Here is a 17,290-nt window from a genome sequence, read left to right as displayed (position 1 = left end):
GGCCGCCGGGGTCCAGTGCGCAAGCGGGACGTGATCAGAAGCGGAAGTTCAACCGTCGCGCGATGCCCAGGTTGATCTCGGGCTGGTTGCGGTCCTGGACGACGGGGCTGTCGCCTGCATCGTAAAGCAGCCGACCATAGGTGATCTTGCCGAGGATCGAGGTCTTGGGCGTCAGGCTGTAGCGCGCTTCCAGCGCGACATTGGCCGCATAGATCCCGCCCGAGGGGTCATAGCTGCGCAATCCGCTGGCCACCGATTCATCTTCGGTGACGCCGAAATAGGTGTCGGTGAAGCTGTCATCGCCAAGCTGCAGTTCCGCCGTGGTCCACAGCGTCAACTTGTCGTTGATGATAAAGCGGTATTTCGTCCCGATCTCGCCCACCAGGCCATCATGCCCGCCGATTCCCACGCGCGCGGCGGCATAGCTGGTCGAATCGCCCGCGACATAGTTCACGCGCAAGCCGACTTCGCCCGTCCAGTCGATGTCGTCCAGTCCGCGCAGCTCTTCGTGGTCGTCCGCCTTGCGGTCGCCGATATAGCCGAATGAGGGGATCAGCGCGAAGCCCTGCTTTTCCTCACCGTCTTCGGTCCCCAGCGTCAGGTTGCGCATGGTGCCCCAAGGGCCCAGCTCGACGTCGTCGTCACCGAAATAGCCGGGGCCATAGCTGATACCGGCGCCGACGTCGAAAGATGCCTCGCTGATGTTGTTGATCCACTGCGCGTGCGCGGGCATGGCCAAAGCCGAGGTCGACAGAAGGGCAATGGCGAACAGGCAGCGCATCGGGGCATCCGGGGGAGGGGTGGTTGGTCGCAAGCTATTGACGATTCTGTCCCAAATCTCAACCCGGGAACATGCGGAGCGCCCGCATAATTCCCGAGTGTTGCATTCAGGTCCGCTCGGCCTCTTCCAGCCGCTCAAGCGCCTTCATCCACAAGCTCTCGGCGCGCAGCATCGCCTCACTCGCCTCGGCATGCTTCCGGCCGAATTGCTCGACCTTCAGCGCGTCGTCATAGGTCGATGGATCGGCCATGATGGCGTCCAGCTTTTCCAGCATCGCGCTCAGCTTCTCGATCCGTTCCTCAGCCTTGCGTGCCTCGGCCCGCAATTCCAGAATACGGTCGCGCGGGGGGCGCTTCTGCACCGTCTTCCCCTCGGCACGGATCTCGGCCTTGTCGTCGCCCGACAGCAGCATCCGCCGGTAATCGTCCAGGTCGCCCTGCCAAGCAGACACGCCGCCCTGGTCGACCAGCCACAGACGATCCGCAACCAAGTTCAGCAAGTGCATGTCGTGACTGACCAGCACCACCGCCCCGGTATAGTCGTTCAGCGCCTCGGTCAGCGCCTCGCGGCTTTCGATATCCAGGTGGTTGGTCGGTTCGTCCAGGATCAGCAGGTGCGGTGCGTCGATCGTCGCAAGCAGCAGGGAAAGGCGCGCCTTCTGGCCGCCTGACAACTGGCCCACCTTGGTCTGGGCCTGCGCCTCCATCAGCCCGAACCCGGCCAGTCTGGCGCGCAGCCGTGGCGGTGCTTCATCGGGACGCAGCCTGCGGACATGATCCAGCGGTGTGTCGTCCAGTTCCAGTTCGTCGACCTGGTGCTGTGCGAAATAGCCGATCCGCAGCTTGCCCGAACGGGCGATGCGGCCTTCCATGGGCTCAAGCCGGCCGGCCAGCAGCTTCGACAAGGTGGATTTGCCCTGGCCATTGCGGCCCAACAGGGCAATGCGGTCGTCCTGGTCGATGCGCAGATCCAGCTTCTTCAGGACCGCGCGGCCGTCATAACCAACGGACAGCCCGTCCAGAGAAACGATGGGCGGCGAAAGCTGGTCCGGCTGGGGGAAGGTGAAGCGGTGAAACTTCGCCTCTTCCGGGGCGGTGATCGGCTCCATCTTGGCCAGCATCTTGATGCGTGCCTGCGCCTGCACGGCCTTGCTGGCCTTGGCGCGGAAGCGGTCGACAAAGCTTTGCAGATGGGCGCGGCGGGCATCCTGCTTCTTGGCCTCGGCGGCCTGCAGGGCGCGTTTCTCGGCACGGGTCCGCGCGAAGGTATCATATCCCCCGGTGTAAAGCGTCAGCTTGCGGGCTTCGACATGCAGGATGTGGCCGACGGCCCGGTTCAGTAGATCGCGGTCGTGGCTGATGACGATGACGGTATGCGGATAGCGCTGGAGATAGCTTTCCAGCCACAGCGCGCCTTCAAGGTCCAGATAGTTCGTCGGTTCGTCAAGCAGCAGCAGATCCGGTTGCGAGAACAGAACCCCGGCCAGCGCAACGCGCATCCGCCAGCCGCCGGAATAGTCGCTGGTCGGTCTGGCCTGGTCCTCGGTCGAGAAGCCCAATCCGCGCAGGATCGTCGCCGCGCGGGCTTCGGCCGACCAGGCGTCGATATCGGCCAGCCGGGTCTGGATCTCGGCGATGCGGGTGGGATCGGTCGCGTGCTCGGCCTCGGCCAGCAGGCCGGCCCGTTCGGTATCGGCAGCCAGAACGGTGTCCAGTACACTGGTCGCGGTTCCGGGCGCCTCTTGGGCGACGCCGCCGATGCGGGCGCGCGGCGGCAGGGTGATCGTCCCCCCGTCCAGCGTCAATTCGCCCCGGATCAGGCGGAACAACGTCGTCTTGCCTGCCCCGTTCGGGCCGACAAGGCCGACCTTGTGGCCGCCGGGAATGGTTGCCGAGGCCTGCTCGAACAGCGGCCGACCGGCAATGGAATAGGATATGTCATCGATGCGCAGCATGGCGCCCGGCATGGCGCAAGGCGCGCCGGGCGTCAATGCCGCAGCGCCTTTTCAATGCGCGGCGCGCGTGATAACCGGGCGCGGATTTCAGGGCCAATCGGCCCCCAAAACCAAAAGGACATCCGACATGGCGACCGAACGCACCCTTTCGATCATCAAGCCCGACGCCACCAAGCGCAACCTGACCGGCAAGATCAACGCGAAGTTCGAAGATGCGGGCCTGCGCATCGTCGCGCAAAAGCGCATCCAGCTGACTCTGGCGCAAGCCGGCCAATTCTATGCCGAGCACAAGGAACGCCCCTTCTTCGGCGAACTGACCGAGTTCATGATCTCGGAACCGGTCGTCGTTCAAGTTCTGGAAGGCGAAGGCGCCATCCTGAAGAACCGCGAAGTGATGGGCGCGACCAACCCGGCCAATGCCGATGAGGGCACCATCCGCAAGGAATTCGCCCTGTCGGTCGGCGAAAACTCGGTCCACGGTTCGGACAGCCCCGAAGCGGCAGCGCGTGAGATCGCCTTCTTCTTCTCGGGTCTGGAACTGGTCGGCTGATCAGGCGACCCGCCTGACGGTTTTCACCGTTTCACAAATACCCTAAAAAAGGGCCGCCCTTCGGGCGGCCCTTCCTTTTTCCTACTGTCGCTTCGCCGTCAGATCAAAGCGGATGGTGACCGGAAAGCCCACCGTGCTCTCGTCGGCATAGCCCGCGCCGATCCCGAAATCGCGGCGGTCGATCTTCATCTCGCCCTTGGCCTTGGCCTCCTTGCCCGCGATCTCAAGCGAGAAGGGCAGTTCCGCCGGGACGGATTTTCCCGCGATACTCAGTGTTCCGCGCGCGAGATGCGGGCCGCCCTCGGTTGCCGGTGGCAGGATGTCTGCCTTGAACTCGGCCGTGGGGAACTGGGCGGCATTCAGGAAGTCGGGGCCTTTGGCATTGTCGCTGACCGCGCCCAGGGACAGCGAGGTGATGTCGATCTTGACCGCGACATGCCCGCCACGGGCGTCGGGGTCATAGTCGATTGCGGCTTGCCAGGACCCGAACTGGCCGGAAATGGGCGATCCACCCTGCGCGACCTCGATCCCTAGAGCGCCCTGTTCGACGGCCCATCCCGCGGCAGGCTGTGATGTCGCAGCGACGGGCACCGCGGTCTCGGGCCCGCTGGCAGCAATGATTGCGGTGCCGATCCAGATGACAATCGCCGCAATCGCTGCCAACACATGGGGCAGTGTGCTGACCTGGCTTACCGGTGGTTCGGGTGCCTTCGCGGGATCGCCAGCCATCCGCGACAGGGTACCATCCCGGTCGATGAACGCGTGCTTCAAGGCGCCAGCGACATGCAGCACGATCAGCCCCGCCAGCACCCACCAGCCAGTCGAATGGAAATGCGCGAACCGTTCCGACAGCGCGGCATCCTGGGGGACAAAAGGCAGGCGCTGTCCCAGGGGCCACAGGATGCGGGAAAAGCCGCCGGGGGCGGCGGAGTGCAGCAACCAGCCGGTCATGGGCATGATGACCATGCCGATCCACAGGGCCCAATGGACGGCCTCGGCGACGAAAAGTTCTAGCCTGCGGCCGGGATGCAGCGGGCGCGGCTTGCGCTGCGTCAGCGTCCACAGGATACGCAGCAAGGCCAGCAGCAGCGCTGCGACGCCGACGGTCTTATGCCAGGAAAAGGCGGCAAAGATCGCCTGCAACTGTGCCTCGTTTCCCCGCGGCAGGTTGCCCGCGTAGAGTCCCAGGGCAATGGCGGCAAGAATAAGGGCGGCCACGGTCCAGTGGAACAGGCGGGCGATCCCGCCATAAGCGCGGGTCGAGTTTCGGGCGTCCATCAGATTTCTCCCACTGCTTCGCGCCAGTGGCGGCGGCAGAGCGACACATAGGTTTCATTGCCGCCGATCTGGACCTGCGCCCCCTGGCGCAGGACACGGCCCCGGTCATCCTGGCGCACGACCATGGTGGCCTTGCGCCCGCAATGGCAGATTGTGCGGACTTCGCGCATATCGTCGGCCCAGGCCAGCAGGGCGGCCGATCCGGGGAACAACTGGCCGCGGAAGTCGACGCGCAGGCCGTAGCACATCACCGGCAGGCCAAGATCATCCGCGACGCGCGCCAGTTGCCAGACCTGATCCTCGGTCAGGAACTGGGCCTCGTCGACGAAGACGCAGGCGCAATCACGACCCTGCTCCGAGATCAGGGCGAAAAGATCTGTCCTGGGGGTAAAGGCGGTGGCGGGCTCAGCGATGCCGATCCGGCTGGCGATGACACCCGCGCCGGCACGATCGTCAAGCGCGGCGGTCAGCAGCAGCGTCTGCATCCCGCGTTCGCGATAGTTGTAGGACGCCTGCAGCAAAAGCGTGCTCTTGCCTGCATTCATCGTCGAGTAATGGAAATAAAGCTTGGCCATGGCGGGCAGATAGCCTTGGCCGGACAAGGGCCGCAAGCCGCCGCGCACAGGGGCGCGGCGGCTCACGCAATCTTTAGTCGCGCTGAACCGATTTCGGCGCGCGCGAGGGGCGGCGGGCGGGACGCTTGCGCGCGCCCTGGGCATTGTTGTTGCCCGGACGACCGGCGGGGCCGCCACGTTCGCGGATCTTGCTGGCCTCGAACGGCACCTCGCCACCGACGACGGGGATCTGCGACTTCATCGCCTTTTCGATGGCGCGAAGCTCTCCGATCTCGGCCGGGGCGCAGAAGGCGATGGCCCGACCATCACGACCGGCGCGCGCGGTGCGGCCGATGCGGTGGACGTAGTTCTCCGGCACGTTCGGTAAGTCATAGTTGTAGATATGCGCGACCTCGGGGATGTCGATCCCGCGGGCGGCCACGTCGGTCGCGACCAGCACCTTGGTCTCGCCGGCGCGGAAGCCGGACAGCGCCCGTTCACGTTGGCCCTGCGATTTGTTGCCGTGGATCGAGGCGACCTTGAAGCCCCATTTTTCAAGCAGCTTGGACAGCTTTTCGCAGCCATGCTTGGTGCGACCGAAAACAATGGCCAGTTCGTCACGGTGCTTGCCCAGGTATTCGGCCAGCAGCGTCGCCTTGTCACCCTGCGTGACGAAGTGGACGCCCTGATCGATCTTGGCCGCTGCCTGCCCCGGAGGGTTCACCGCGACCTTCAGCGGGTCGCTCAGATAGCTTTCGGCAAGCTCTTCCATCAGCTTCGGCATGGTGGCCGAGAAAAGCAGCGTCTGACGGTCGCGCGGCAACATCTTGGCGATGCGGCGCAGCGCGTGGATGAAGCCGATGTCCAGCATCTGGTCGGCCTCGTCCAGCACCAGATACTTGGTCTGCGACAGATCGACGGCGCCGCGCTCGATCAGGTCGATCAGGCGGCCGGGGGTGGCGATCAGAACGTCGACGCCACGCTCCATGCGCATGGTCTGGACGTTGATCGAGGCACCGCCGACAACGCGGAACTGCCGGATCGCCGTGCCGGCAGCATAGGCGTCGATGTTTTCAGCGATCTGGGTCGCCAGTTCCCGGGTCGGGGCAAGGATCAGCGCGCGGCAGGTTTTGGGCTCGGGCTTGCGGCCGATATTCAGCAGTCGCGTCAGCATCGGCAGGCCGAAGGCCGCCGTCTTTCCAGTGCCGGTCTGGGCAAGGCCCAGCAGGTCACGACCGGCGACGATGCCGGGGATGGATTTTTCCTGGATGGGCGAGGGGGCCTCGATCCCCATCGGGGGCAGGTTCACCGCGACGCGCGCATCAATCCCCATGCGGGTAAAGGGCGTGTCGATATCGGGGATCGCGCGGCGGATGAACTTCTCTTCCGGCTCTTCGCGGTGGCGGCGGTGGTTGGTCGTCGGCTTGGCGTTGCCGCCGCGGAATTGCGGCTTGGCGCCCTGTTCGCCGCGCGGTTTGTGGTCGCCCTGAAAACGGGGCTTGCCCGAACGGTTCGGGCGCGGAGTTTCGTTGGTCATGTCATCTTTCAGCCATATTGCCCGCGTATCGGCGCATATGGCACGGGGCCGCGAGCCGGTTGATCCGGGACTGCGGCGGTTGCGAGGGGCGGGTGCGATACGGAACCCGCATGCCTCCCCGCGTGAATGGGAAACTGGAAAATTGGGCCGGCCTGACGCAATCTGACGTCGGCTGCTCACGCGGCAGCGCCCGGCAACGGTCTGCACATGAGGGCGCGGGCCGTAAAAGTCAAGCGCGGTCGGTGGTATCCATCCAGATCGTCACCGGTCCGTCGTTAACCAGCGACACCTTCATGTCCGCGCCGAAGCTCCCGGTTTCCACGGGCAGGCCAAGCGCGCGCAGGGCATCGGCAAAGCGCAGGTACAGCGCCTCGCCGCGCGCGGGCGCCTCGGCTGTTGAGAAACCGGGGCGGTTGCCGGTGCGGGTATCGGCGGCCAAAGTGAACTGGCTGACGACCAGCGCCGCGCCCCCGATATCCGTGACCGATCGGTTCATCTTGCCAGCTTCGTCGCGGAAGATACGCAGTTTCGCGACACGCGCGGCCAGCTTTTCCGGGGCATCGTCGGGATCGCCCTGCATGGCGCAAACCAGCACCAGCAGCCCGCTTCCGATGCGCCCGATGCTGTCGCCGTCGACCCTGACCTCGGCCTCTTGAACCCTTTGGATCAGCGCGCGCATGTCAATTGCCCAGCGCGATGCCAAGAATGACGAACATCAGCCCGAAGACCGAGGCTGCAAGAGCCGCCATGTTCACGGCGACCACCTTGCGCATGACGCTGCGCATGGCGTCGTCATTGCCCAGCTTTCTGGCGCGCGCCGCGGTCAGGATGCACCAGCACAGCGCGGCCAGCCCTGCCACCGTCAGAACAGTTCCGCCCCAGATCAGCCCGTCCCAGATCGTCATTGGCCCACTCCGTCCTTCATCTGCTCGGGGACTAGCGGCGATTGCACAAGCCTGCAAGACCGCCTAGACCGCAGCCAAAGACAAAGGAGCGGACATGAGTGACGACAACACCTATGGCGTCGCGGCGGGCGAGCTGCGCCAGTTCATCGAGCAATTCGAGCAGCTCGATGCGGAAAAGAAGGACGTGGCCGAGCGCCAGAAAGAGCTGATGGCCGAGGCGAAGGCGCGCGGTTATGACACCAAGGTCATGCGCAAGGTGATCGCGCTGCGCAAGCGCGACAAGGACGACATCGCCGAGGAAGAGGCGATCCTTGAAATGTACAAGGCCGCGCTCGGCATGGTCTGAAGCAGGGGGCGAAGGCCCCCTTTTTCATCAGGGCATGATGAATTCGACGCCTGGCATCGCCGCGATCTCGGCGACATCCTCGTCATAAAGATCGGTGATCTGGTTGACGAGGTCCTGCGTCCAGCCCGGCAGGTTCACCTCGATCTCCATCTGTTCGGGCAAGGCGTGGCGGGCCAGCGCGGCGGCAAAGATGGCGCGACGCTTTTCCACGGTCAGGCGCGTTTCGCGCGACATCTCTTCGCGGATCATTTCGATCCCCTCGGGACGCATGATGTCGCCCAGAACCTGCAGCCCGGCGCGCAGCGGCACATCGCTGGGCATGGTCGCGATGTTTCGCACCACTTCGGGCCAGATCAGCGAGGTGTCTTCGTGGCACCACAGCACCAGCCGCTGGTCGGGCAGCGCAGCCCTGATGCGCCGGATCGCGGGGGCCCAGCGAAGGGACTCGGGCGGGATCGCGGCCATGACCTGCTCATAGGTGCCGGTTGCGTCCTGCGAAAACACAAAGGGCAGAAGCGTGGCCGGGTTCTTCAGCGCCAGATAGATCTCGACATCGGCGCTGGGGAACAGGTTCGCAAGCGCCGCCAGCTTTTCCGCGGCGTTGTAATAAAGACCGTCCACGGAAATCGCGCGCTCTGCCTTGCCCAGGAAGGTCGGCGTGCTGAAGATCAGGCGCCGGGGGTGGTCGGTTTCCAGTATGGCGTCCAGCAGCACCTGCTCGACCTCGGGGGTGGCGGGGCCGCCGTCCAATGCCTTCAGGGCCTCGTTGAAGACGTCGCGGTGCTTGGCGGGGGTCAGGGATTCGACACCATTCGCCAGAAGCCAGTCGCGATTCTGCATGAGCGTCTTGACCATGCGGTACAGATCGGTGCCATGCGCCCCGCAGTGATAGACCACCTGCATGTATCGAGAACTCCTGATCGTCTGGTCGTGTCGGCGCACACTAGCGACCAAATCCGGGCAGGAAAACCACCTGCGCGCAGATGTCGCCGGAACCCGCCAACGCGCATTTCGAGGCGGGCGGGCACCTGCCGGGACTGGCCAAGCGGTGTTCCGCCGTTTCGGTCAAGCCGATCACCGCAGTGTTGATTCGGTCGGTTTTTCCATGAAATGCTGTCTGAAAGTATAGGCTTGCCCGAGAATGGTTGCCCAAAGGGACAACTACCGCCGGCTGAGGATCCATGCGATACGGTAGCCAGTAGGTGGCAAGTATCGTTGTTTCCGTTAAGTGGTTGTTTTGTAACTTGTACTGACTTAGCCGGGCGAGCGTTGTGGTGGCGCTCGCCCGGGTATTCTGATTTTGCCCACCCGATTCTGAAAAATCTGACCGGCACCGTGATTCCGGTGCCGGTAGAGGAGCAACAAGGATGCGATACCCAGGTCGTCCAGGCGGCAATCTGTATTCCGACGCGGTTGAGGCGTTTACCGGACTTCTGTCTCGGCATGGCGCGATTCCCTCGATCGGGATGGTCGAGGATGAACTGGGGATTGATCGGGGCGGCCTGCTCGACCTGTTCCCGGATGAGAATGCACTGCTAGGTGCAATGGCACAGAACGCCCTGATGCGGCTGCATGACCAATTCGTGCGCGTCATGGCGGGCGTCACGGACAGCGACCCGATCACCCAGTTCGAGATGCTGGCCGATGTCTATGTCGAATGGGCCTATCTGCACCCGCGCGAGGCAAGCATCATCGGTTCGATGCCCGACACCGAGTTTCGCCAGAACGGCGAACTCATGCGCTATGAAACCGCGATCCATGAATTGATGCAGCGGATGCTGGGACGCGCCTGCGACATGGGGCTGCTGGACAAGGACGAGGATCTGGAACTGCTGGTGTCGACCGCGCACACCTTTGCCTTTGGCGCGATCACCAAAATGCTGGTGGGCGACCTTGGCCGATGGCTGCCCGGCATGACCGAGCGCGAGGCCGTGCGGAAGATGCTGCACACCTTCGTGCGAAAGATCCTTCGCAAGCAATAACGGTTCGAGGATTTTTGGTGCCGGTTATATGAACCGGGATTGCGTCGCATAGCTATCCATCACGTCTAGCTATCCCCTAATAAACGTTGGATATTCACCAACGAATGTCGCAGAGTGCCTCTGCTGTTATCAGGGCAGCCTGGGGGACGCTGGGGGACCAGTTGGGGGACCAGCTGGGGGACTGGAATGAAGGACAAGCTTACCGCTCTCAAGCTCAAGACCGCTGCTGACGGAAAGCATTTCGATGGTGGTGGCCTCGCGTTGGTGAAGACCGGGTCTACGGGAAAATGGGTCTTCCGATTTTCTCACTTGGGAAAGCGTCGCGAGATGGGGTTAGGGAACTGGCCAACCGTCACGCTGGCAGAGGCGCGCAAGATGCGCGACGCATGGGCAGTTAAGCTTGCGGCCGGGAGCGATCCCATCAGCGCTCGGGAGGCGCAGAGGGCCGCCGAGGCCGCTGAACGCGACAAGAAGGACCCAACATTCGCAGAACTGACGGACACCGTGTTCGACGCCATCAGGGACAGCCTGAAGGGGGATGGCAGGGCAGGCAGGTGGCGCAGTCCCCTCGACACCCACATCATCCCGGCCATAGGCAAGAAGCGGGTGTCGGATGTGACTAGGATCGAGATTGCTGCAGCCCTAAAGCCAATCTGGCGGAAGAAGCACCCGACCGCCGTGAAGGCGTTCAATCGGACCCGCAAGATCTTGAACGAAGGGAAGCTAATGGGCTTTCCGTGCGACGGCTTCGAGGCCGAAGCCGCCAGGCGCATTCTGGGCGACGTGCATCACGTAGAGGTCGCTATCCCCAGCACACCCTGGCAAGACCTTCCGGATTTGTATGCGCGCTTGGGCGACACGCCGATCGATCTTTGTCTGCGCTTCATGATCCTGACCCTCGTGCGAATGGACGGTTGCCAAGGGGTGACGCGGCGCGAAATTGCTGACGGCGTTTGGACCGTGCCAGCCGAACGCGTCAAAGGGCGCAAGCGGACGACCAAGGATTTCCGTGTGCCGCTTTCTGCTGAGGCCCTGGCCGTCGCCGAGCTGGCGAGTGAAGGGGCCACTACTTTTCTGTTCGAAACCGGTCCGGGAAGGCGTCCTTCCAACTCTGGCATTGAGAACAGGTTAACGGCACTGGGGGAGGTCGGCAGGCCGCATGGCTTCCGTACCAGTTTCCGCACTTGGGTGCAGGATACGGACGCGTGCAGTTGGGAAGTTTCAGAAACGATCTTGAACCACATTATCGGCGGCAAGACCGAGCGTGCCTATGCACGCTCGGATCTTCTTGATCGGCGCCGACCTGTCATGGAAGCCTGGGCCGCCTTTGTCACTGGTAAGGCGGCGCAGAATGTTCTCCAGCTCGGCTCCTCCAGAAAGTCGGGGTGACCGACGCATCCGTCAGTTCTGACGCCGGAGGACCATTTCGCGCATAGACCACCCAAGATTGGTGGGCTGTCGCGGCGTAAATATACACGCCAGGGGAGATTGCACCGGTGCTGATCCGCCCACTATCCTGCGATCAAAGGGAGGTGGCATATGCGAGCGATCCAGATATTTGCCGTTGCGGGGCTAGGGGTGTCTCAGGCCGCAGCCGCGACCGTTTCCTGCGACGCTTTGAGCGCGGGTTACCGAATGGGCGTGTTCTGGTCGCTGGCTTTTGAGGAGGTGCAGGCCTCCTGTAATAATCAGCCGGATCAGCCCGCATGCCAGGCGATGGCAAATGCCATGCAGACGGAAAGGGCCATGTTCGACGCGATTAGGAGAGAAGACCTCGGCTCTTTCGAGACCGAGGTCTTCAATCAATGCTCTGCCGAGTTGAAAGATTTGGAGGAAGACTGACGGCTCTCAAAGGAGAAGGCCGGCCCTATTTTGGGCCGACCCCCCTGACGACCGAGGCCATCGTCAATAGTGCATCATCACACACCAGCAGGTTGCACCCGATTTTTGAAACCGCCAACCTGTCGAATTGGTCAGGCCGTTCCGCCCTGGCCGTCGATCAGTTCCAGCGACGGGAATTGCTCGAAGAACTCGGCCGCGAGGATCGGATGCATAAGGTAGACCGCCATGACGTCCCGGATCCCGGCCATGCCCGCGCCATGGATTGCGTAGCCTTCCTGACCTGCATGGTGCAACAGCCACGCATGCATCTCGTCCAGCATCTTCCCGAAACCCGACCCAGGGACATAAATGAGGATGCGCACGGGAAAGGAGCGCTCGTCTTGCTTGGCCCGCGATGTCGTCCTTCTGCTCATGACCGATTGCCGCCCGCGCCTCTGCCGATCAGCGCGCTCAGGATCGGGTCGGCGTCGTCGCCCAGCTGTGTGTTCTCGCAAAGCGATATGAGGGCGGCGAGTGTTTCCGGGCGGGACCAGCCGGCGGCGCAGGCTCGGCCGATCAGTGCCGCCAGTTCATCTTCCAGCGCCTCTTCGCAATCGAGAAGGCGATCAGGATAGGCGTCAAGGCGACGAGGCCCTTTCACGCCACTCCTCTCACGAACACGCCTGCGTCCTCCAAAGCCGCGATGAAGGCATCCCGCGCGTCCTCGGGATCGCCCCGGTCGGCCGAGAGGTCAAGCAGTGCTTGAGCAGCCAGGTTGAAGGTTACGGACCCGGGATCACAGTACTCGATCAGGGCCTTCCCCATTCCATCGGCATCGTTGACAATTCGGAAGGAGCCCACCCTTTCCTCGTAGCTTACGGGACGGATCGTCCAACGGCGGTGCATTACGGGCCAACCTGCTGCAGCGCGCCATCGGGCAATGGACGCTGGAGCGTCCGCGCAATCTCCCACGGCGCGTACATCCAGGCTTCCCATTCGCCCGGTGTCCGCAGGATCACGGGCATGGCCTTGGGATGGATCGCGCCAACCTCGGCATTGGGGGCGCAGGTTAGGAAGCCGAAAAGATCATCGACGGTTTCGCCATCCTTGATCTTGCGGATGCTGGTCCAGCCGCGCGTTTCGATGCCCGCGAAAAACATCGGCGCTCCGTCGACAGGTGCAAACCAGGCCGGGCGCTTGTCCGCGCCCGGCTCGCTGAACCGATCGACCGGCACCAGGCAGCGGTGCTCTGGCCCCAGCCAGCGTCGCCAGTGCGGGCTGGCGACATTGCGGATGTTTGTCACCCCGCTGTCCCGGCCGCTCTTGCTGTGGAACTGCGGCGGCGACGGCATGCCCCAGCGCGCCTTGACCAGATCCCAGCCTTCGCCCTCACCGTGCCGGATGATTGGCGCCAGGCGGTCGGGATAGATGTCCCCCGGTTCCAGGTTCACCGCGCGATCCGAAAGGCGCGAGAACAGCCGGCGCATCAATTCCTGAGGAGTGCTGCTGTGGTAGAGATTGCACATGCGGTCAGGTCTTTTCGTTTTGCCAGATCCATTTCGTAATCTGACGAACCGGGCGCCGGACGGTCAAGCCTTCGGCCAGTTCCTTCGCGCTCGGCAGGCTCCATTGGATGTCGAGATATTCCGAGGTCTTACACTGGCCGCACTTGAAGGGAGGAAGGTGCGCCTGATGATACGGCCCGACCACCTTCATCAGGTCCGTCGCCCAGTACCGCGCCTTGCGCTTGCACATCGTGCATCGGACCGTGAGCAACATCCCTTTCTCCGCCTGCTGATAGAGCATCGGGTTACGGAAGGGGTTCGAGGAAAAACGGTTCGGGGGCATGGGCGAGCAGCGAGAACAAGACAAGAACAAACTAGACCGACGAGGGCCGAGAGTCGATGCCGAGCGATGGGAACCCGGACCACAATTCTGCGTTTTCCGGCCGTCAGCGCGTCGGAGGTATGGGAGGGTTGCCCGATGGACGAGAGTGTATTGGCGTGCGTGCCCGGACTGCTGAAGCACGCGAGGGGGTTTCAGCTTGACGAGGAAAGGGCCGAAGACCTCGTCGCTTCGACTTTGACCTGGGCAATCGATCATGTGGATCAGTTCGATCCTCGGTTCGGCATTGAGAACTGGCTCGTCTTCATCACTGACATGTTGGCCTGCGAGGTGTTGGGCAAAACCCGCACCCTATGATCCAAACGTGAGCTAAAGACATTGGCCAGAGCGACGCTATTCTCACCACCAGGCCAAGCGCCCGACCCGCCCGAGTTGGCGGCAATATCAACAATGCGGCTCGGGGAACGGCACAGTAAGTGAAAAACCTAATCTCGATAGGACTCGCAGGCGCGCCTGCGGCGTTCCATGAAATTTGGACCAGGCGTAACATCAGCCAAGCCAGTGCAGCGTTGGCGTTCATGGCTCTTGGCGCTTGTCGCACGAGCCAGGCGCGAGAACTTCGTTGGGAGAATGTTCAGGGCGATGTAATAGAGTTGCCGCCTTCAAAATTGAACGGGAACCGCCGACAGCTTGTGCCTATCACCAAACCCATGAGGGTTCTGTTGGATCACGAAAGGCGCGCTGAAACAGTGTTTTCCGGAATGAGAGACAAGCCGCTGTCCGCTGAGGCCCTGGCTTCGGCACACAAGCATCTACGCGTCAGCGTCCCCTGCCAAAACTGGCATTCGATTTTCAAAGGCTGGGCCGTGCGCGACCGCTGGCCCCGCTACCTGGTGGATTCGGCTCTTGCGTATCAACCGGGCAAGGCCGATTCAGCAGAGGGTGATCGGAATGCAGACCTGCTCGAGAGCCGACGACCGATGATGGATGCATGGGCGGCATTTCTGCTGCCTGAGTTCGGGCCCTCGGGCAGCCGTCAATAGTGGTCGATGTTTCTTGCCAGAGCCGACTGATGGGCGCCCAAGCCTTGCCAGAGGCGTCTGGTGACGATCTCGGCGGGAATGACTACTTTCGTCCGGAACGAGCTTTGTCTGTGTCCTGTTGATTGCGAGCCGCCGCCCCGGCGGAAGCCTGCGACCGGGCTTTCCTCGATCCAAGCCCGGCCCTGTTCAGGATCCTCTGAACGGCATTTGCAGAGATCTTGATACCCTCGTGGGCCAAAGTCTTTTCGTGACGGTTGCAGCCATGTTCAGGATACATCAACGCTAGCTCCTTGATTCGTTCGACCACAGGTTCCGGCGTGGTCTGGGGATGGGATCTGTGAATTGGGAGACGATCTATCAGCCCCTCAAAACCCTCAGTCCGGTGGCGTGTTCGCCAAGTATAGAAACTTCGGCGGTCTACCCCCAGTTGGCGGCAAGCCTCGCTGATGCTGCCGAGTTTCTCCGCAAGTTGCAGGACATTCAGACGACTTGCGGCCTGTAGCCGATCCGCAAGATTGATAGACGAAACCTTCTTCATAATAACTCTGCTGTTCTGGTCAGGATTCGCGAAGGCGGTATAGAAGATTCTGGTCCGTATCGCGGCATTCAGACAGATTCGAGGTTTGTGGTTGTGCAGCGGAGTGACTCGCAGCTAAGCTGCTGACGACTGGCATGTAGTTTCGCTTTGGTACGCCAAGGTGCTTGTGCGGAGGCAATGGGAACTTTGTCTGCCAGACGTGTTTCGCGAAAGGAAATCCGGGCGGCCGTGGACCGCATCCTGGCTTCCCCAGACTTCGAGACTTCTGAACGCAATCGCCGCTTTCTACGCCACGTCGTCGAAGAGGCGCTGGCCGGGCGGGCCGAACGTATCAAGGCCTACAGCATCGCCACGCTGGTCTTTGGCCGTAGCGAGGATTTCGACCCGATGCAGGACTCGATCGTGCGGATCGAGGCGGGTCGACTTCGGCGCGCCCTGGACAATTATCACCTGAAGCACGGGGAGGGTTCGGACGTCATCATAACAATGCCAAAGGGCAGCTATGTGCCGGTGTTCCAACAGCAGGCGCAGGCCCTGCCGCCCGCGCCGGAGCCCGTGGCGCCCGGGCAGAAGCCCCTGCATGAATATGGCCCGCGGATTCTGGTCGAACCGTTCGAGCAGGAGGGAGACAGCGAGACGCATCAACAGATCGGGCGGACGCTGACCCGTCAGGTCATTTCTGCCCTGACGCGCTTTACTGAGCTTTTCGTCTATGGCTTCGACACCTCCGACCGCTCGGCCCGTTCTGGCAGCGGCAGAGAGACTTCCGAAGGGTTGGAGATCGACTATCGGCTGTCTGGTACCGTTACCATTTCGAAGCACGCGCTGATTGCCGAGATCCTGATGAAGCGAAACGAGGACGGGCGCTTCATCTGGGTGCAGACGCTCCAGCGCGAGATCGAAGGCAGCTGCGACCCATCGCAGGTCGTCAGCCTGTGCGCAGAAGTCGCGGGACAGGTCGCCAGTGTGCTTGCGCTGCGGGACGGGATCATGGACAGCCAGGCAAGGGATTCGTCCGGCAGCGGTCCACGCCACTTTGCGGGCTATCAGAAGCTGCTGGACTTCCACGACTACTGGCGATCCTTGGACCCCAAGCGCTTCGAGCCGCTGCGCCGTGATCTGGAAGCGACGATTGATGCCGATCCCGGCTTCGTCGCGGCTCATGCCTGTCTGTCGATGCTGTATTCGAACGCCGCCCGTTTCAGCTATGATCTTGGGGACGATTGTCCCGATCCGCTGGAACGTGCGCTGGACCTGGCGCGCAAGGCGATCCGCCTGGCCCCAAGCTCCAGCCGCGCCTATCACGCCCGCGCCATAGCGGAATGGTTCATGGGCCGGCAGGTGGACAGCCTGCAGACCCTCGGGGCTGCCCGCGCGCTGAACCCCAATGACCCCGAACTGATGGCCGAACTGGGCTTTCGTCTGGCTTCGCGCAAGAACTGGGACGCCGGCATTCCGTTGCTGGAGGAAGCCTATGCCCGAAGCACGCTGCTGAGCGGACAATTCCGCATGGGCCTGTTCCTTTACCACTTCGCCCATGGCCGTCACGAACAAGCGCTTGAAGAAATCCGGGCGGTCGAGGCGCCAGGCATTGCGCATGTGCAACTGGCCGCAGCCGCGGCGTTGGCGGCTTTGGGACGACTGGCCGAGGCCCGCCAGCGCCTTGCGCTGGCCGACCAGATCGCCCCCGGCCTTGCGAAGCGGATGCCGCAGGACGTGGCCTTCCGCCAATTCCATCCCGACCTGACCGAGTCAATGATGCGGGCGCTTGCCAGTCTGGATCCGAAATGGCCCAACCAGACGAATTCGACACAGACAGGTTGAGATCAGCCGCTCTCACGAATTCGTCGGGGTCGCACTCCTTTTCACCTGCTTCCAGCCACCGTCCCAAGGGGCGATCGGCGAGATAGACTTTACCTGTTCCATTGGCTACTTCTCACTTACGCGTCCCCTCCTAATGCCGTTAGGTGAACCAATGGCACGCTGCCATCGGCGCACCGCTCGCCGACCGAAGGGACGGGGGGGTCGAAGCGGTGTTCGAAGACCTAGTTGCGCAGATCGACGCAGAGCAAAAGACGTCCGAATCCTGAAACGCAAAAAGGCCCCCGCCTCGGGATGACCGAGGCGGGGGCGTTGGTTTCGGATCCTCGACCGAC

22 protein-coding genes are annotated in these 17,290 nt (G+C 62.8%); 8 read left to right on the top strand and 14 right to left on the bottom strand.

Annotated elements, in window-relative coordinates; genetic code table 11:
* Nucleotides 1–34: 34 nt before the first annotated feature.
* Both ACO2Q4_RS14605 and ACO2Q4_RS14600 read right to left on the bottom strand, forming a co-directional pair.
* Complete coding sequence (locus ACO2Q4_RS14605) at nt 35–781, bottom strand: MipA/OmpV family protein (protein ID WP_311760806.1); 747 nt, start codon at nt 779–781, stop codon at nt 35–37.
* A gap of 106 nt (nt 782–887) precedes the next feature.
* Nucleotides 888–2,735: an ABC-F family ATP-binding cassette domain-containing protein gene (locus ACO2Q4_RS14600; protein WP_395135162.1), complete on the bottom strand. Its 1,848-nt coding sequence runs from the start codon at nt 2,733–2,735 to the stop codon at nt 888–890.
* Nucleotides 2,736–2,862: 127 nt separating this feature from the next.
* Between ACO2Q4_RS14600 and ndk the strand changes: the two genes are divergently transcribed.
* On the top strand, nt 2,863–3,285 hold the full coding sequence (ndk, locus tag ACO2Q4_RS14595) for a nucleoside-diphosphate kinase (RefSeq protein WP_311760808.1): 423 nt from the start codon (nt 2,863–2,865) through the stop codon (nt 3,283–3,285).
* Nucleotides 3,286–3,366: 81 nt separating this feature from the next.
* Here the strand turns inward: ndk and ACO2Q4_RS14590 are convergent, their stop codons facing one another.
* The 5 genes from ACO2Q4_RS14590 to ACO2Q4_RS14570 all read right to left on the bottom strand — a co-directional run bounded on the left by ACO2Q4_RS14590 (nt 3,367) and on the right by ACO2Q4_RS14570 (nt 7,559).
* Nucleotides 3,367–4,563 (bottom strand): cytochrome b/b6 domain-containing protein, encoded by a 1,197-nt coding sequence (locus ACO2Q4_RS14590; RefSeq protein ID WP_423320167.1) that lies wholly within the window; start codon nt 4,561–4,563, stop codon nt 3,367–3,369.
* Nucleotides 4,563–5,138 carry a thymidine kinase gene (locus ACO2Q4_RS14585; RefSeq protein WP_423320315.1) on the bottom strand — a complete coding sequence of 192 codons (576 nt, stop codon included), beginning with the start codon at nt 5,136–5,138 and terminating at the stop codon, nt 4,563–4,565. The genes ACO2Q4_RS14590 and ACO2Q4_RS14585 overlap by 1 nt, the downstream gene beginning before the upstream one ends.
* 73 nt (nt 5,139–5,211) lie before the next feature.
* The gene (locus ACO2Q4_RS14580) at nt 5,212–6,654 is read right to left on the bottom strand and encodes a DEAD/DEAH box helicase (protein WP_390908622.1); all 1,443 of its coding nucleotides are present in this window, start codon (nt 6,652–6,654) and stop codon (nt 5,212–5,214) included.
* Between the two features lie 229 nt (nt 6,655–6,883).
* A complete protein-coding gene (gene dtd / locus ACO2Q4_RS14575) occupies nt 6,884–7,333 on the bottom strand; it encodes a D-aminoacyl-tRNA deacylase (protein ID WP_395135164.1) in 450 nt (149 codons plus the stop codon).
* A gap of 1 nt (nt 7,334) precedes the next feature.
* On the bottom strand, nt 7,335–7,559 hold the full coding sequence (locus ACO2Q4_RS14570) for a hypothetical protein (protein ID WP_423320164.1): 225 nt from the start codon (nt 7,557–7,559) through the stop codon (nt 7,335–7,337).
* Nucleotides 7,560–7,653: 94 nt separating this feature from the next.
* On the opposite strand from ACO2Q4_RS14570, the gene ACO2Q4_RS14565 reads away from it, so the two are divergent.
* The gene (locus tag ACO2Q4_RS14565; RefSeq protein WP_311760813.1) at nt 7,654–7,905 is read left to right on the top strand and encodes a DUF2312 domain-containing protein; all 252 of its coding nucleotides are present in this window, start codon (nt 7,654–7,656) and stop codon (nt 7,903–7,905) included.
* A gap of 27 nt (nt 7,906–7,932) precedes the next feature.
* Here ACO2Q4_RS14565 and ACO2Q4_RS14560 read toward each other — a convergent pair whose 3' ends face one another.
* Nucleotides 7,933–8,808 carry a hypothetical protein gene (locus ACO2Q4_RS14560; RefSeq protein ID WP_311760814.1) on the bottom strand — a complete coding sequence of 292 codons (876 nt, stop codon included), beginning with the start codon at nt 8,806–8,808 and terminating at the stop codon, nt 7,933–7,935.
* 464 nt (nt 8,809–9,272) lie between these two features.
* Here ACO2Q4_RS14560 and ACO2Q4_RS14555 point away from each other — a divergent pair, with 464 nt between their 5' ends.
* From ACO2Q4_RS14555 to ACO2Q4_RS14545, 3 genes are all read left to right on the top strand, one after another.
* Nucleotides 9,273–9,887, top strand: coding sequence for a TetR/AcrR family transcriptional regulator (locus tag ACO2Q4_RS14555; protein WP_423320159.1), 615 nt, complete (start codon nt 9,273–9,275; stop codon nt 9,885–9,887).
* 186 nt (nt 9,888–10,073) lie between these two features.
* Nucleotides 10,074–11,276 carry a tyrosine-type recombinase/integrase gene (locus ACO2Q4_RS14550; protein WP_423320156.1) on the top strand — a complete coding sequence of 401 codons (1,203 nt, stop codon included), beginning with the start codon at nt 10,074–10,076 and terminating at the stop codon, nt 11,274–11,276.
* A gap of 150 nt (nt 11,277–11,426) precedes the next feature.
* Nucleotides 11,427–11,729 (top strand): hypothetical protein, encoded by a 303-nt coding sequence (locus ACO2Q4_RS14545; protein ID WP_423320154.1) that lies wholly within the window; start codon nt 11,427–11,429, stop codon nt 11,727–11,729.
* Between the two features lie 131 nt (nt 11,730–11,860).
* Here the strand turns inward: ACO2Q4_RS14545 and ACO2Q4_RS14540 are convergent, their stop codons facing one another.
* The 5 genes from ACO2Q4_RS14540 to ACO2Q4_RS14520 form a co-directional block, all read right to left on the bottom strand.
* Nucleotides 11,861–12,049, bottom strand: a complete 189-nt coding sequence (locus ACO2Q4_RS14540) for a hypothetical protein (protein ID WP_423320152.1) — start codon at nt 12,047–12,049, stop codon at nt 11,861–11,863.
* A gap of 89 nt (nt 12,050–12,138) precedes the next feature.
* Nucleotides 12,139–12,369 (bottom strand): hypothetical protein, encoded by a 231-nt coding sequence (locus tag ACO2Q4_RS14535; protein WP_423320149.1) that lies wholly within the window; start codon nt 12,367–12,369, stop codon nt 12,139–12,141.
* Nucleotides 12,366–12,614 (bottom strand): hypothetical protein, encoded by a 249-nt coding sequence (locus ACO2Q4_RS14530; protein ID WP_423320146.1) that lies wholly within the window; start codon nt 12,612–12,614, stop codon nt 12,366–12,368. The genes ACO2Q4_RS14535 and ACO2Q4_RS14530 overlap by 4 nt, the downstream gene beginning before the upstream one ends.
* Entirely contained in the window at nt 12,614–13,195 is a 582-nt protein-coding gene (locus ACO2Q4_RS14525; RefSeq protein WP_423320143.1) for an SOS response-associated peptidase, read from the bottom strand. Before ACO2Q4_RS14525 ends, ACO2Q4_RS14530 begins: the two co-directional genes overlap by 1 nt.
* 43 nt (nt 13,196–13,238) lie before the next feature.
* A complete protein-coding gene (locus ACO2Q4_RS14520; protein ID WP_423320141.1) occupies nt 13,239–13,556 on the bottom strand; it encodes a hypothetical protein in 318 nt (105 codons plus the stop codon).
* A gap of 135 nt (nt 13,557–13,691) precedes the next feature.
* On the opposite strand from ACO2Q4_RS14520, the gene ACO2Q4_RS14515 reads away from it, so the two are divergent.
* A complete protein-coding gene (locus ACO2Q4_RS14515; RefSeq protein WP_423320139.1) occupies nt 13,692–13,910 on the top strand; it encodes a sigma factor in 219 nt (72 codons plus the stop codon).
* 365 nt (nt 13,911–14,275) lie between these two features.
* Nucleotides 14,276–14,596 (top strand): hypothetical protein, encoded by a 321-nt coding sequence (locus tag ACO2Q4_RS14510; protein ID WP_423320137.1) that lies wholly within the window; start codon nt 14,276–14,278, stop codon nt 14,594–14,596.
* An 82-nt stretch (nt 14,597–14,678) separates the two neighbouring features.
* On the opposite strand, the gene ACO2Q4_RS14505 is transcribed toward ACO2Q4_RS14510, so the two are convergent.
* Nucleotides 14,679–15,134, bottom strand: a complete 456-nt coding sequence (locus ACO2Q4_RS14505; RefSeq protein ID WP_423320135.1) for a helix-turn-helix domain-containing protein — start codon at nt 15,132–15,134, stop codon at nt 14,679–14,681.
* Between the two features lie 228 nt (nt 15,135–15,362).
* On the opposite strand from ACO2Q4_RS14505, the gene ACO2Q4_RS14500 reads away from it, so the two are divergent.
* On the top strand, nt 15,363–16,958 hold the full coding sequence (locus ACO2Q4_RS14500; RefSeq protein WP_423320133.1) for a hypothetical protein: 1,596 nt from the start codon (nt 15,363–15,365) through the stop codon (nt 16,956–16,958).
* Nucleotides 16,959–17,290: the final 332 nt, after the last annotated feature.

The sequence above is a fragment of the Paracoccus sp. KR1-242 genome, assembly GCF_049446195.1.
Taxonomy (GTDB): Bacteria; Pseudomonadota; Alphaproteobacteria; order Rhodobacterales; family Rhodobacteraceae; genus Paracoccus; species Paracoccus broussonetiae.
The sequence above is the reverse complement of the archived record's forward strand: the minus strand, read 5'-3'. Positions and strand labels throughout refer to the sequence as shown.